Source organism: Pseudomonas sp. AF32 (assembly GCF_022342325.2).
GTDB lineage: Bacteria > Pseudomonadota > Gammaproteobacteria > Pseudomonadales > Pseudomonadaceae > Aquipseudomonas > Aquipseudomonas uvaldensis.
Map to the genome: position 1 here is coordinate 1 of NZ_RQJK02000011.1, position 14522 is coordinate 14522.

11 protein-coding genes are annotated in these 14522 nt (G+C 61.2%); 4 read left to right on the plus strand and 7 right to left on the minus strand.

Features of this window, described 5'->3' with window-relative positions; all coding sequences use genetic code 11:
- Window positions 1-263: 263 nt before the first annotated feature.
- The 5 genes from tsaA to rimO all read right to left on the minus strand — a co-directional run bounded on the left by tsaA (window position 264) and on the right by rimO (window position 4383).
- Window positions 264-962 (minus strand): tRNA (N6-threonylcarbamoyladenosine(37)-N6)-methyltransferase TrmO, encoded by a 699-nt coding sequence (gene tsaA / locus EGM97_RS11950; RefSeq protein WP_238964065.1) that lies wholly within the window; start codon window positions 960-962, stop codon window positions 264-266.
- Between the two features lie 125 nt (window positions 963-1087).
- Window positions 1088-1549, minus strand: a complete 462-nt coding sequence (locus tag EGM97_RS11955) for a YehS family protein (protein ID WP_238964067.1) — start codon at window positions 1547-1549, stop codon at window positions 1088-1090.
- A 57-nt stretch (window positions 1550-1606) separates the two neighbouring features.
- A complete protein-coding gene (locus tag EGM97_RS11960) occupies window positions 1607-2317 on the minus strand; it encodes an rRNA pseudouridine synthase (protein WP_238964074.1) in 711 nt (236 codons plus the stop codon).
- 75 nt (window positions 2318-2392) lie between these two features.
- A complete protein-coding gene (locus EGM97_RS11965) occupies window positions 2393-2866 on the minus strand; it encodes a GNAT family N-acetyltransferase (protein ID WP_238964080.1) in 474 nt (157 codons plus the stop codon).
- 176 nt (window positions 2867-3042) lie between these two features.
- A complete protein-coding gene (gene rimO, locus EGM97_RS11970; RefSeq protein WP_238964082.1) occupies window positions 3043-4383 on the minus strand; it encodes a 30S ribosomal protein S12 methylthiotransferase RimO in 1341 nt (446 codons plus the stop codon).
- Between the two features lie 327 nt (window positions 4384-4710).
- On the opposite strand from rimO, the gene EGM97_RS11975 reads away from it, so the two are divergent.
- The 4 genes from EGM97_RS11975 (at window position 4711) to EGM97_RS11990 (ending at window position 10327) form a co-directional block, all read left to right on the plus strand.
- Window positions 4711-6552 carry a potassium transporter Kup gene (locus EGM97_RS11975; RefSeq protein WP_477788810.1) on the plus strand — a complete coding sequence of 614 codons (1842 nt, stop codon included), beginning with the start codon at window positions 4711-4713 and terminating at the stop codon, window positions 6550-6552.
- Between the two features lie 275 nt (window positions 6553-6827).
- Window positions 6828-7823, plus strand: coding sequence for an isocyanide synthase family protein (locus tag EGM97_RS11980; RefSeq protein ID WP_238964086.1), 996 nt, complete (start codon window positions 6828-6830; stop codon window positions 7821-7823).
- A 26-nt stretch (window positions 7824-7849) separates the two neighbouring features.
- Window positions 7850-8539: an HAD family hydrolase gene (locus EGM97_RS11985; RefSeq protein WP_238964088.1), complete on the plus strand. Its 690-nt coding sequence runs from the start codon at window positions 7850-7852 to the stop codon at window positions 8537-8539.
- 27 nt (window positions 8540-8566) lie between these two features.
- Window positions 8567-10327 carry an isocyanide synthase family protein gene (locus EGM97_RS11990; protein WP_238964095.1) on the plus strand — a complete coding sequence of 587 codons (1761 nt, stop codon included), beginning with the start codon at window positions 8567-8569 and terminating at the stop codon, window positions 10325-10327.
- 105 nt (window positions 10328-10432) lie between these two features.
- Here the strand turns inward: EGM97_RS11990 and EGM97_RS11995 are convergent, their stop codons facing one another.
- Together EGM97_RS11995 and mprF are read right to left on the minus strand one after the other, a co-directional pair.
- Window positions 10433-11722, minus strand: coding sequence for a virulence factor family protein (locus EGM97_RS11995; RefSeq protein ID WP_238964098.1), 1290 nt, complete (start codon window positions 11720-11722; stop codon window positions 10433-10435).
- Window positions 11722-14361: a bifunctional lysylphosphatidylglycerol flippase/synthetase MprF gene (gene mprF, locus EGM97_RS12000; RefSeq protein ID WP_238964100.1), complete on the minus strand. Its 2640-nt coding sequence runs from the start codon at window positions 14359-14361 to the stop codon at window positions 11722-11724. The genes EGM97_RS11995 and mprF overlap by 1 nt, the downstream gene beginning before the upstream one ends.
- Between the last annotated feature and the right edge of the window lie 161 nt (window positions 14362-14522).

Below are 14522 nucleotides of genomic sequence, written 5' to 3' on the forward strand. Positions count from 1 at the left end.
GTAATGCTGGCTCGCAAGCTTGCTCGGATCGTATTCGCTCTGCTGAAAGGGCAAAGCGAATACCAACCAAAAGCGGCTTGAGGGCTTCCCCTCAACCATAGAATCTCCCACGTTGGATTGTGTGTGGACTGATTTTTGTGTTCACTGATATCAACTGTGGGAGCGAGCCTGCTCGCGATGATGACGACTCGGTCTGACTGACAGCCCACGAAAAAGCCCGCGCTACCTGATGAAGGCAGCGCGGGCTTTTTCGTTTCCGGCGGTTATCCCTTCGCGGGAATGACTTCCAACACCCGGATCAACCCTGGCTGCGGGTAGTGCCAGCGCACATCCAGGTCCCAGAACTGCGCTCCGTATTCCCGTTCGGCCGCAGGCACCTGGTACGCCGGACGCGGATCCTGGGCCAGGCATTGTTCGATCAGTTCTACCAAGGGTTCTTCCAGGCGAGTGGCATGGCTTTGAGCCTGGAGCAACGCCGTATCCGTCCATTGCACCGGGATCAACCCAGGCGCGGCCTGGGCGATGGTGTTGGTCGCCGAGCCGATAATGTCGGCATAGGGCACGTAGGGTTTGATATCCAGGACCGGGGTGCCGTCCAGCAGATCAATCCCCGAGATCCACAGCCGCCCGGCTTCGACCCGATCCAACTTGACCACGGATTGCCCGATGCCATTGGGGCGGTGAGTGGCACGGGTCGCGAATACGCCCATGGACTTGTTTCCGCCCAGGCGTGGCGGACGAACCTTCAGTCGCGGCTTTTCTTCCAGGGCCTGGTGGAACAGGAACAGCAACCAGACATGGCTGACCTGCTCCAGGCCCTGTACCGCATCGCCCTGATCGAACGGCGTCACCAGCTCCAGCACGCCCCGCGCGGCCGGCGCCAGTTGCGGTTGCCGGGGGATGGCGAACTTCTCCTTGAAACAGGAGCGTACGAAGCCGATGGGGGAGACGGTGTAGGTCATTTAAAGTCTCATGCTTCAAGCTTCAAGCTTCAAGCTTCAAGCTTCAAGCTTCAAGCGACAAGCGACAAGCGACAAGCGACAAGCGACAAGTGAATAGCTTGCCGCTTGAGGCTTGGAGCTATTGTTCAAGCTCTGACGCGCAGCGTCAGCCCCTTAAGGAAGTTGCGCAGCAACTGGTCGCCGCACGGACGATAGTTGGTGTGGCCGAATTTGCGGAACAGCGCGCTGAGTTCCGGCTTGGACACCGGAAAATCCGCCGACTTGAGGATTGCGTGCATGTCATCCTCCTTCAATTCGAAGGCCACCCGTAGCTTCTTGAGGATGATGTTGTTGGTCACCGGTACTTCGATGGGCAATGGCGGCCGGCTCTCATCCTTGCCCCGCTTGAAGATCACCAGGCCATCGAGAAAATGCGCCATGACTTCATCGGGGCAGAACACAAAGCCTTCTTCATCTTCTTTCTTCAGATAGCCTGCCAAGTCCGCGAGGGACACCTCCAGGCCGCCGAGCTTGATGATTTCGATGACTTTCTTGTCGCTGATGTCGAGCATGTAGCGCACGCTGCGCAGTACGTCGTTGTGAATCATGTATGCAATCCTGATCGATCTGCAGTGGACGCCCCGGCTCGGCGGGGCACCGGAAAATTAGAATTTCTCTTTGGCCGACAGGTAGCGCCACTGACCCAGCGGCACCTTGCCGATGGACACGCCGCCGACACGGATGCGGCGGATGGCCGTCGCCTTGAGGCCGACCGCCTGGCAAAGCAGCGCGATGATCCCCGGCTGCGGGTTCTTCATGGCGAAGCGCAGGCGGTTCTCGTTCTGCCAGCTGGCCTTGACCGCCGGCAATTCCTTGCCCTTGTAGGTCAGGCCATGGTTCAGGCGATTGAGGCCATGGGCGACCATCTCGCCTTCGACTTCCACCACGTATTCCTGCTCGATTCTGGCCGCATCGGCGGTGAGCTTGCGGAGGATTTTCCAGTCCTGGGTGAACACCAGCAGACCGCTGGCGTTGGCCTGCAGGTCGGCGCTGGCGGTCAGGCGCAGGAAATGGCCCTTGAGCGGGCGTTTGCCGAAGCGATGTTCTTCGCTCAGGGACTGCGGGCCCAGGCTGGCCATGGCGGTGTCCACGTCCATGCCCGCTGGAACGTTCAACAGCAGGGTGACCGGTTCCGGCGCGGAGGCCTTGGCTTGCGGATCAAGCTCGACTTTTTGCGTGGTGACCTTGAACTGCGGTTCGTCGACGACTTCGCCGTCCACGGTGACCCAGCCGCCCTCGATGAACAGCTCGGCCTCCCGGCGGGAACAGCCGACCAGTTCGATAAGGCGTTTGGAGAGGCGAATCGGGTCAGTCATGACAGGGCCGTAACGAAAAGAGGGCAGCCATTGTACCTGTCTGGCGCCGGTTAATCGCGCGTCGATTTGCCTCGTTCAGCCGCGCTGGGCCTTCAGCTCGGGCTGACGGTAGCGCATGTGCAGCAGGGGATACGGCTGGTTCATGCCGTCTCGTGCCGAACGGCCGACCACTTCGAACCCTTGCTTGAGGTAAAAGCCCAGGGCCTGTGGGTTCTGTTCGTTGACGTCCAGCTGATCGGCGTTCATGTGCTCCATGGCGTAATGCAACAACTGCTTGCCCAATCCCTGGCCCCGATGTTGCGGGTCGATGAACAGCATCTCGATCTTGCCGGCCGCCACACCGGCGAACCCGGTGATGCGCAGTCGAGCGTCGCGGGTGCAGATCAGCATCACCGCGTCCAGGTAACGGGTCAGTACCAGGTTTTTCAACAGTTCGATGTAGCTGTCCGGCAGAAAATCGTGGGTGGCCCGCACCGAAGCCTCCCAGACTTGGGTCAGCTCCTGGTAATCGCTGGGTTTTGGGGTGTGAATGACCGAATGCTGGCGCATGCCCGCCTGTTCCTTGTGCTGAATATCCCGTGGTCTCCTTACGATAGCCGTAAAAAAGCCCCGCATCTTGTTCAGGGGCAGGGCTTATCCATTTTTGCGGGTTTGCAAAGCACCTGTGGGAGCCGAGCAAGCTCGGCTCCCACAGGGTATTGCAGTGGCCTTGTGCAGGCGATTGGTCAACCGATCTGCTCAGCCCACAAATCATATTCGTCAGCGTCGATCACCTTGCACCAGACCTTGTCGCCCGGTTTGAGGTGGCTGCCGTTGTCGATGAACACGTTGCCGTCGATTTCCGGAGCGTCGAAGAAGCAGCGGCCCACGGCGCCTTGTTCGTCCACTTCGTCCACCAGCACTTCGATTTCACGGCCGATACGCATTTGCAGGCGCTCCGAGCTGATGGCCTGTTGGTGCGCCATGAAGCGCTCCCAACGGTCCTGCTTGACGTCGTCCGGTACCACGTCCAGGTTCAGGTCGTTAGCCGGTGCGCCTTCGACCGGGGAGTACTGGAAGCACCCAACGCGGTCGAGCTGGGCTTCGGTCAGCCAGTCCAGCAGGTACTGGAAGTCTTCTTCGGTTTCGCCGGGGAAGCCGACGATGAAGGTCGAGCGGATGATCAGGTCCGGGCAGATTTCGCGCCAGTTCTTGATACGGGCCAGCGTCTTGTCTTCGAACGCCGGGCGTTTCATGGCCTTGAGGACCTTCGGGCTGGCGTGCTGGAACGGGATGTCCAGGTACGGCAGGATCTTGCCGGCGGCCATCAGCGGGATCAGCTCGTCGACATGCGGGTACGGATAAACATAGTGCAGACGAACCCAGACGCCGAGGGTGCTGAGGGCTTCGCACAGTTCGGTCATGCGGGTTTTCACCGGCGCACCGTTCCAGAAGCCGGTGCGGTATTTCACATCGACGCCATAGGCGCTGGTGTCCTGGGAAATCACCAGCAGTTCCTTGACGCCAGACTTGACCAGGCGTTGTGCCTCGTCGAGTACATCGCCCACCGGACGGCTGACCAGTTTGCCGCGCATCGACGGGATGATGCAGAAGCTGCAGCTGTGGTTGCAGCCTTCGGAAATCTTCAGGTAGGCGTAGTGACGTGGGGTCAGCTTGATGCCTTGTGGCGGTACCAGGTCGATCAGCGGGTTGTGGTCCTGCTTCGGTGGCACCACCTCGTGTACCGCGCTGACTACCTGTTCGTACTGCTGCGGGCCGGTCACGGCCAGCACGCTCGGGTGCACGTCACGGATGTTGCCTTCTTCCACGCCCATGCAGCCGGTGACGATGACCTTGCCGTTTTCCTTGATGGCTTCACCGATCACTTCCAGGGACTCGGCCTTGGCCGAGTCGATGAAGCCACAGGTGTTGACCACTACTACGTCGGCGTCCTGGTACGTGGACACGACGTCATAGCCTTCCATACGCAGCTGGGTCAGGATGCGCTCGGAGTCGACCAGGGCCTTCGGGCAACCCAGGGAAACGAAGCCGACCTTGGGATTGGCTGGCGCGGTAGTGGTGGACATGTCTAACCTCGGTGTAGGGGGATCGTCTCTGATACGGAGACAGGGCGCTGACGCGCCTCTGATCAAAAAGTGCGCAATTCTAGCGATGGACGACGCTCTTGACCAGCTTTATACCGGGAAAAACGACGAGTGCTGCGCTATGCTTCGCGCCTTTGCGCTTTGCCGCTTTGAATGGTCAACAAAATACCTGTAACGAGATGTAAAGCCGCGTACGCTGAAGCATCGTGCTTCGTAGAAGAAGACAGGTCTGGAAGTCAGGAGTATTGGATGGGGCAGGCAAGTAGTCAGGCGGCGGGTGCCGGGCATTCGGCAGCGAATCCGCTTAGCATGCTGGTCGCAGCGGTCGGGGTGGTGTATGGCGACATCGGCACGAGCCCGTTGTACACCCTTAAAGAAGTGTTTTCCGGCGCCTATGGCGTGCCTGTCAATCACGACGGGGTGTTGGGGATCCTGTCGCTGATTTTCTGGTCGCTGATCTGGGTCGTCTCGATCAAGTACATGATGTTCGTCCTGCGTGCCGACAACCAGGGCGAGGGCGGCATCATGGCGCTGACTGCCCTGGCGCGACGCGCGGCCGGGGAGCGCAAGCGCTTGCGTACGCTGTTGGTGATCTGCGGTTTGATCGGCGCGGCGCTGTTCTATGGCGATAGCATGATCACGCCGGCGATTTCCGTACTGTCGGCGTTCGAAGGCCTGGAGCTGGCCTTCGAGGGTATCGACCATTGGGTCGTGCCGCTGTCTCTTGTGGTACTGGTGGCGCTGTTTCTGATCCAGCGCCACGGTACCGCCCGGATCGGCATCCTGTTCGGCCCGATCATGGTCACCTGGTTCCTGGTGCTCGGCGCCCTTGGTGTATACGGCATCATTCAGCATCCGGAAGTGTTGCAGGCAGTGAATCCGACCTGGGCCGTGCGTTTCTTCGTGGTCCATCCGGGCATGGGCGTGGCGATCCTCGGTGCCGTGGTGCTGGCGCTGACCGGCGCCGAAGCGCTGTACGCCGACATGGGCCACTTCGGTCGCAAACCCATTGCCCGCGCCTGGTTCATCCTGGTACTGCCGGGGTTGATGCTCAACTATTTCGGCCAGGGCGCATTGCTGTTGGGCGATCCGGAGGCGGCGCGCAACCCGTTTTACCTGCTGGCGCCAAGCTGGGCACTGCTGCCCTTGGTCGGTCTTGCGACCCTGGCCACGGTGATCGCGTCGCAAGCGGTGATCTCCGGAGCATTTTCCCTGACGCGCCAGGCGATCCAACTGGGCTACATCCCTCGCATGTACATCCAGCACACCTCCAGCGCCGAGCAAGGACAGATCTACATCGGTGCGGTGAATTGGTCGTTGATGGTCGGCGTGGTGCTGCTGGTGCTGGGTTTCGAGTCTTCCGGTGCGCTGGCCTCGGCCTACGGCGTCGCGGTAACGGGCACCATGCTGATGACCACCATCCTGGTGTCGGCGGTGATGTTGCTGCTGTGGAAATGGCCACCTGTGCTGGCGGTGCCGGTATTGCTCGGTTTCCTGCTGGTGGATGGCCTGTACTTCGCCGCCAACGTGCCGAAGATCATCCAGGGCGGGGCCTTCCCGGTCATCGCCGGTATTGCCTTGTTCGTGCTGATGACCACCTGGAAGCGCGGCAAGCAGTTGCTGGTGGAGCGTCTGGACGAGGGCGCGCTGCCACTGCCGATCTTCATCAGCAGTATCCGCGTGCAGCCACCTCACCGGGTCCAGGGCACCGCCGTGTTCCTGACTGCACGCTCCGATGCCGTGCCCCACGCGCTGTTGCACAACTTGCTGCACAACCAGGTGTTGCATGAGCAAGTGGTGTTGCTGACGGTGGTGTACGAGGACATCCCTCGTGTACCGCCACAACGGCGCTTCGAGGTCGATTCCTACGGCGAAGGCTTCTTCCGGGTCATTCTCCATTTCGGCTTCACCGACGAGCCGGACGTGCCCGAGGCGCTCAAGCTCTGTCATCTGGATGACCTGGACTTCAGCCCGATGCGCACCACTTATTTCCTCAGTCGCGAGACGGTCATCGCCTCCAAGCTCGAAGGCATGGCCCGCTGGCGTGAATTGCTGTTCGCTTTCATGTTGAAGAATGCCAATGGCAATTTGCGGTTCTTCAATCTGCCGTTGAACCGGGTGATTGAATTGGGGACGCAGGTCGAGATGTAGCGTCCACCGACGATTTGCGTTCAGGCCTTGGAGCGCAAAGGACGTTTCTGGCCGAGCGTGGGCGCGGTCAATCCAAAGCCCCCCGTTGCCTTGCGGCAGCGGGGGATTTTTTGCGGCATTTGTCCCGGTATTCCGTGACAGCACTGTCCTGTGGCGCTTCGTAAAAATTTGACAAGTGTTTGCTTTCTGTAGGATTTTTACCCGCTCGCAGATCAGGGAGTATCTGCCGGTGGCCAAGGATTTGGCTGCCGCCACCATCAAACAAAGGATTGTCTATGCAGGGTTCAACCACCGTTGCCCCACAGGTGGGCGGTCAGGGCGTGCATGAGCATCAGCCTGTCTCGTCCCGGAACATTGCCCAACAGATTCTCGAATGCCTGTTTCGCCGTCGTAGCCTCGCCCCCGGAGAAAGCGACGAACTTTCCTTGCCGGTGTTGGAGCCCCATCTGGCGAAAGTCACGCGGGCAGTCGAAAGCGGTCGCAAAGTTGAAATGGTTTTGCCGGCCTTTCCCGGAAAATCCCCCAGCCGCAAGAAAACCCTGAGCCACTTGCCTGACCTGGCTGAATACCATGCCATCGACGAGCTGTATCGCCTGTGTGCCGAAATCCAGGCGATCTATGCACCCGGTGCGTTGATCCACATCTGCTCGGATGGTTATGTGTTTGCCGATCTGGTGCGTGTCCCCGATGCGGACGTCAAGGCGTATACCGACTCGATCCAGGATTACGCCGAACAGCACTACGGCGGCACTTTTGCCCATTTCGACCTCAGCAATGCCTACCCTCAGCTTGACTGCCTGGACGCGATGCGCGAAGAAATGATGATCGAACACGGTCAGTCATTGATCCTGCTGCAACAGCGCTTCAAGGACGATCCGCACATGATGTTGATGTACTGCGGTATCCATCGTTTCCTGTCCGAGGATTATTCGGGGCTTGAGGCATTCGCCGGCATGAGCCTCAACGCGGTGAAGAAGATCGCCAAGCCGGCCTCTCAGCGAGTGATCCAGCGCAGTGAGGCCTGGAGTGCACTGTTGCAGGCGCGCTATCCGGATTGCCTGCGCCTGTCGATTCACCCGCAACTGGCGGTATCGGCGAAAATCGGTATCCGCCTCGTTCCGACCAGTGACCTGTGGCGAACACCCTGGCACTCGGTGGCAATCAAGCGACGGGGTGTGGTGACCCTCGAGAAACGCAGCAATGTCGACGAGCGCTTCCATCGGCTGGTATTTCGCAAGGGGCGTCCTTGTCACTACGCCTGTGCCCAATGAGAACGCCTCGGTTGCGGATCGATGCCGTGCTCTTCGATCTGGACGGGACTCTGGTAGACACCTTGCCGGACATCACCTGGTGCCTGAACCAGGTGCTGCTGGCGCACGGGTGTCCATCGCTGACAACAGAAACGGTGCGGGGCTATATCGGCGGCGGCACCACGGCGATGATCGAGGCAGTGGCGACGCAGTTTGGCATCGCCGATGCGGCCATGTTGCACCAGCGTTATGTGGGCCTGTACCAGGATCATCTGGTGCAGTTTTCCAAGCCCTTCAGGGGTGTATTGGCCATGCTCGAAGGCTGCCAAGCGCTCCAACTGCCACTGGCGATCGTGACCAACAAAGCCGAGGACATGGCCTACCGGGTCGCTGAGTCGCTGCTCGCGCATACGGCATTCGAGGCGATCCTGGGACACCGCGCAGGCCGCTCGCTCAAGCCCCAGCCGGCGGTAGCGTGGGAAGCCGCACGACGGTTGTCGGTCGAGCCCCGACACTGCCTGTTCGTCGGGGACACGGAGATCGATCTGCAGACTGCCCGTGCCGCGGGCATGTCCTCGGCAATGGTCGCCTGGGGCTATGGTCCGACGTGTACCGGGCAGGCCCAGGTCCCCGACTTCTACTGTGAACAGCCGGCCGGGCTGTTACACATCCTCAAGCAACACCGTGGCGCCGTGCAGGCGTTCATCGAGCATGGCGATACCGTCAAAACCTGTTGATACACCCACTCTCAAGGAAGCTGTTCCATGGAACATAGAGAAGCCTGGATCACGGCCGTCAGCGATTTGCTGGCCGGTTACCTGTTCAAGGGTACGGATGATCGTTTTGAAACACAGGGCCGGGACTGTCTGGCACTCCGGCTGGGGCAATGCTTCGATCAGCGCCGTCCGGTACGCCTGATCCTGCCGGGTTTTCCCTGCAAATCCCCTAATGCCATCGACCAGACCTTCGGTGTACTGCCGGACTATGGTGAGGTCATGGCCATCGAACGCCTCGATCAGATGGGCCAGGCGATTGCCGCGCTGCATGAGCCTGGTTGCGTGGTATCGATCCTCAGCGATGGCACGACGTTCAATGACATCGTCGGGGTGAGCGATGACGTTCGTGCGGACTATAACCGGGCGCTGCGTGAGCTGTGTACGACCCACACCATTGAATGGGTCAGCATGGAAGACCTGTTCCCGCAGGCTCAAAGTGCCGAGGCGGTACGCGCCAGCCTGGTCAAGCAGGCCCGGTTACCCTGGAAAAACCTGGGGGACCTGATCGAACAGAGCCGGCATGATGAAGCCCTCGGTCGGACCCATGACAATCTGTGCAGTCATCTCTACAACGACCTGCGCCTGTGCCGCGAGGAAGGGCAGAGCGAAGACGAGTACCTGCAGCAAATCAGTTACAAGGCCTATCAAATGATGCTGCGTGGCCAGGCCTTGAATGCTGCGGTGGATCGCTTCTTCCCTGATGACATCCGATTGTCGGTCCATCAGTACAGCAATACCGGGCCCAAGTTTACCGTCGGGCTGGCTGAAGGGTTGGGTCGCGTCGACAGTCCCTGGCACGCGGTGCCTGTACGTAACCTCGACGGGAGCCAGCGCCTGCGCGCGCGAGCCCAGGTCGACCTGGACCAGCATGTGCTGGTCACCTGGCAGGGGCGGCCGTGGCTTTATCACCAGACAGAAGGTCCCCAGGCACAAGGCTTCGAGTACGAGCTGCAAAAACTGCCGCTCTTCGGTCTGGTGGTGCGGGATCCGTTGGGGCTGGGTTTCGAACGACTGTCGACGGGGCTCTTGGAGGCGCTGGTGGAAACCTTCGGCTTTGTCTGCCTCAAGGGCTGTCATTTCGAGGATCAGGACAGTTTCGCCCGCAGTTGCGAACGCTTTGGCACCCTGTACGAATGGGCCTTCGGCGCCGTGCACGTGGTCAAGCCAGCGGACAAACCGCAAGGCGTGGTGCACTCGCTGGAGAAAACCCCATTGCATTGGGACTTGAACATGCTGCCCGATAGCGATCCTCAGGTTCAGCGCAACCCGAAATTCTGCGCCAGCAAGTTCATGTTGTATTGCAAGACGGCGCCGCTGCCGGGCGAAGGCCAGACCACCATCGTCGACAGCCGGAACGTGTTGCGCAAGGTCGGACAACAGGTCGCCCGGCAATGGCAGGCGGTGAACATCACCTACTACACCAAAATGACCTACTTCGGCGGTTCGCCGCGCATGTACAGTCTGGTGGATCATCATCCCCGCAGCGGCGAACTCATCCTGCGTTATCAGGAAGGCACCGACTCGACGTTGCAGACCCTCAGCCAGTCTGTGCAGGATCATGACGAGGAGGCACAACAGACGTTGCTGGATCGGGTCAACAGCCTGGTCTACGACCCGGAGTGCCTGATTGCCCATCAATGGAGCGAAGGTGATCTGGTGCTGATCGACAACTACCGAACGCTGCACGGGCGGCTACCGATGTCGGCGGGTTCTGCTTCGCGGGAGCTGTGGCGAGTTCAGGTCTACTGAGTCCCCCTCGGCGGGAGCTTGCTCACGAAGGCGACGGCACCGCCAAAACAGAAAGCCCCTGCACGCTGTAAAGCGGCAGGGGCTTCTCGTTAAGCCGGTATTGAATTACTGATCAGCGGGCTTGGGCTGCCGATCGTTGATCTCGTCGATCAGGCGCCTGGCCAGGGCCGGGTAGTTTTCGTCGAAGTGATGGCCGCCCGGCAGTTTCATGGCCTCGCCCACGGCGGTCTTGTCGGTGCAGCCGCTTTCGTCGGCTTCTTCTGCGCCGTAGATGCACACCACTTTTTCGGCTGGGAGCTTGGCCATCTCCGGGCCGGTGGCGGCTTCGGTGCCGGCGTTGCCGAGCCAGCCTTCGACCTCGATCTCGAAGCTGCCCGTGCGGGCAAAGGCCAGCAGGATGATTGCATCGACCCGCTGCTGTTCGGTGGCCGGCAAGCGGTTATAGATGGCTGGCAGCACGTCGGCGCCGAAGGAGTAACCGGTGAGGATGAAGCGCTTGGTCCCCCACACCTGGCGGTAATGCTGCATCAGTTCGGTGAGGTCCACGGCGCTTTGCTCGGGGCTCTTGTGCTGCCAGTAGTAGCGCAGGGTGTCGATGCCCACCACCGGGTAGCCGAGCTTGGCCATTTCATCGGCCACGTCGCGGTCCAGGTCACGCCAGCCGCCATCCCCGGAGAGGAACAGGGTCACGGTATCCCTGGCCTGGCTGGCGGGCACTTCGACCACCGGGATGGCCAGGCCGCCCTTGCCTTTTTCCGCGCCCACCAGGATTTTGCGCAGTTCGTTGTTCAGCACCTGCGGCAAGTTGATGTCGTAGTCGCTGATGCTGGTTTCGGCATTCTTCTGATCCCGCACGAAAGCAGCGCTGGTGTCGTCGGGGTTGTCGTTCCAGGCCACCAGCCAGTGACCGTGGGCGGCGCTTTTGGGCAGCAGGTGGGTGCAACCGGGTTTTTCCAGGGCCAGGTCCACCGAGACGGCCTTGGCCTTGTCGTCCTTCTGCTCGGCCAGCCAGCGCCACGCCAGCACGGCCCCCGGGCCGATGCCGCTGACCAGCGTCGCCGGTCCTTGAAGTTCTCTCAGGCCGGCTTGCAGGGCGCGCCCCTGCAGCATGCAGTCCTTGGGCAGGATCACCTGGACGATCTGCGCCGAGCCACTGCGGCTCAGGGTCGTCAATTGTGTATCGCTGAGTTTCTGGTCTTCATTGACGGCCACCAGGACCTGGGCGCGAGGCTTGGTGCCTGGGATGACCCGGGTCATCGGCGCGCCATCGGCGGGCGTCAGTTGTTCGAGAGTGGGTTGTGGGGCCGGGCGGTTCCAATACCAGTAACCGCCACCGAGGATCACCGCCAGCACCAGCAGGGCGGCCACTACATATCGCCAGGAGCGTTGCATCATCAGCGTTTCACCAGTCCAGTCAGGCCGCCCGCAATCAGGGCGGCGGTATCGGCCAGTGCCACCAGCGGATCAAGTCCGGCAGGCACGGCCATGTAACGAGGTTCCCAGTCAGGCTGGAATTTGTCTTTGAAGCGGCGCAGCCCCTGGAAGTTATAGAGCTGCTCGCCACGGCGGAACACCATCGAGCCCAGGCGCTGGGTCAGCGGTGCGCCGCGACGCGGTTGCAGGCCCGACAACGGGACCATGCCGAGGCTGAAGCGGGCGTAGTCATGGGTTTTGTAATGTTGGATCAGGCCGACCATCATGAATTCCATGGTCAGCTTCGGGGCGTCGGGGTGGGCGCGCATCAAATCGAGGCTGGCCAGCTCGTGGCTGTGGGTCTCCAACAGGTTGGCGAAGGCCACCGGACGACCCTCGAAGCGGATCACCGCGATGCGGAAATGCTTGAGGTAGTCATTGCTGAAACGACCCAGGGAGAAGCCTTTTTCGCGCACGTTCTTGCCGGTCAACCAGGCATCGGAAATGACCTTGAGTTCGTCCATCGGGGCCTGGCCCGGCTCGTGGATCTCCAGGGACAGGCCGTCCCGGGTGCCACGGTTCCAAGTGTAACGCAGGTCCTTCATCTCCTTGCCCTTGGCCTCGAGGTCGAAACGCTTGAGGTCGACCCGCGCTTCTTCACCCAGCTTGATTGCCGTCAGGCCAATGTCCATGTAGTAGGGCAGGTTCTCGGCGCGCACCTGATAGAACACCGGCCGGGCGTGATGGATATCGCACAGATCACGGAACTGCCAGATCATTTCGGCCCGTTGCTGGGTCGGTCCGATCGGGTCGTACAGCGCCACCAGGCTGCGGCCGCGGCGGGCATACATCAGGAACGCCTCATCGTTGGGATGAAACAGCAACGCCTTGTCGCCAGTCAGGGCCAAGCCACCGTCGGGTTGTGAAGACGTCATGAGAATCGCCCTGGCGCGCTCCAATTCCTCGGCCGTGGGTAAATGAATCACCGGCCGCGCCGTGCGCAGCAGCCAGGTCAGCGACACGACTACCAGCAGTACTGCGGCCCCCAGCAGCGAGCGCAGACCCCGTGGGGCATCGGCGTCCAGGGTGAACTGCCACCACAGTTGATGGCTGTACGGGACATCCTGATAGGCAAACAGCAGCAACCAGATCGAAGCGCCCAGCACGCAGAGGCTGGCGATCAGGAACAGCGGCGAAAAAGGCAGTTCGGTCAGGCGGCTCGGACGATAGAAGGAGCGCCGGAACACAGCCAGCAGGGCGGCGGTCAATGTCAGCAACGTCGCCTCTTCCCAGTCGAAGCCCTTGAGCAGCGAGAGCAGGGCGCCCACCAGCAGCAACACGGTGGTCAACATCCAGGCTGCCGACAGGCGACGGCGCAGGCCCTGGGCGAGCAACAGGCACAAGACACCCACCAGGCTGGCGCCGAAGTGCGAAGCGTCCACCAGTCGATGAGGGATCAGGAAACCGATGTGCTCCAGGCGGGTATCGATTTCCGGGGTCACGCCGGAAAACAGCAGCACCACGCCCGACAGGAACACCAGCACCGCCAGGATCGGCGCCGCGAAACCGGACGCCGCCCGCAGGGTCTGGCGGGTCTGGAACAGCCGTTGCGCTTCATTGATCAGCAGCAGCACGCAGGCCACCAGCATGGGGAGCAACACGTAGATCAGACGGTAAAGGAGCAGGGCGGCGGCCAGCGGCGCGGCACCCAGTTTGTCGGCGAAGGCAGCGAGCAGGATCGCTTCGAACACCCCGACGCCGCCCGGCACATGGCTGAGCACGCCGGCGGCCAACGCCAGCAGGTACACCAACAGGAATGCGCCGAAGGGCGGCGCCTCGGGCAGCAGCAGATACAGCACCGTGGCGGCGGCGGCCACGTCCAGTGCCGTGATGATCAATTGCAGGAAGGTCAGGCGTCGGCCCGGCAGGCGCAGGGTACGGCGTCCGGCCTTGACCAGGAGACTGTCCCGATGAGGCTGTTCCGGCAGGCGCCGGCGGTAGATACCGACAGCCAGCACACTCATGAGCAGCAACACCGCCACGGAGATCGCGGCCAGCAAAGTCGCGGGCAGGTGCAGCGCCGCGGAGGCAGCGGGCAGGTTGCTGAGAGTGGCCAGGGCCGCCAGCGGTGGCAGCGCGCAGCCCAGGGACAGACTGGCGAACAATGTCATGTGGGCGACATCCGCCGCTCCGAGGCCATGGCGGGCATACAGCCGGTAGCGCACCGAACCGCCCGACAGCAGTGACAGGCCAATGGCATTGCCGATGGCAAACGCGGTAAACCCGCCAAGAATCAATGTCTGGGTAGGGAGCGTCACACCGGCATAGCGACTGGCGGACCATTCGTAGCCCAACAGAATGATGAAGCCTGTGACCGTGGCGGCTATGGCGCCAAGCAGGGCCGGGCGAGGCACATCGAGGATCGAGTCGTGCAGCGCGTAAAGATCGAGTTCACTAAGCAGATGACGACAGGCAATCAGTGCAATCGCAAACAGCAACAGCGTGACGGCGAGGCCGATCGGCTGGCGGTACTGGCTGATCCGGTCCAGCCAGCGCAGTCGTTCGGCCTTGATCGGTTGTGTCGCGGTAACAGTGTCTTGCGGGTCAGAGTGGGCGCGCATCAATCACCTCTTGAGCTATGCGCGACAGGATGGGGGTATCCGGCCAGGTTACCAATCCCTGCGGCAGAAAATAATTACAAAACTTTTGTAATGAAGTCGATTTTTACCAAACGCAAAAACAACAGGCACAAAAAAGGCCACTCTTTCGAATGGCCTCTTTT

What these genes read in the sequence shown, in the direction of transcription:
- EGM97_RS11990 (WP_238964095.1), top strand. Translation starts at nt 8,567, where the DNA reads ATGGAACATAGAGAAGCCTGGATCACGGCCGTCAGCGATTTGCTGGCC.
- EGM97_RS11995 (WP_238964098.1), bottom strand. Translation starts at nt 11,722, where the DNA reads ATGATGCAACGCTCCTGGCGATATGTAGTGGCCGCCCTGCTGGTGCTG.
- rimO (WP_238964082.1), bottom strand. Translation starts at nt 4,383, where the DNA reads ATGTCCACCACTACCGCGCCAGCCAATCCCAAGGTCGGCTTCGTTTCC.
- EGM97_RS11955 (WP_238964067.1), bottom strand. Translation starts at nt 1,549, where the DNA reads ATGATTCACAACGACGTACTGCGCAGCGTGCGCTACATGCTCGACATC.
- EGM97_RS11975 (WP_477788810.1), top strand. Translation starts at nt 4,711, where the DNA reads ATGCTGGTCGCAGCGGTCGGGGTGGTGTATGGCGACATCGGCACGAGC.
- EGM97_RS11965 (WP_238964080.1), bottom strand. Translation starts at nt 2,866, where the DNA reads ATGCGCCAGCATTCGGTCATTCACACCCCAAAACCCAGCGATTACCAG.
- tsaA (WP_238964065.1), bottom strand. Translation starts at nt 962, where the DNA reads ATGACCTACACCGTCTCCCCCATCGGCTTCGTACGCTCCTGTTTCAAG.
- EGM97_RS11980 (WP_238964086.1), top strand. Translation starts at nt 6,828, where the DNA reads ATGCAGGGTTCAACCACCGTTGCCCCACAGGTGGGCGGTCAGGGCGTG.
- mprF (WP_238964100.1), bottom strand. Translation starts at nt 14,361, where the DNA reads ATGCGCGCCCACTCTGACCCGCAAGACACTGTTACCGCGACACAACCG.
- EGM97_RS11960 (WP_238964074.1), bottom strand. Translation starts at nt 2,317, where the DNA reads ATGACTGACCCGATTCGCCTCTCCAAACGCCTTATCGAACTGGTCGGC.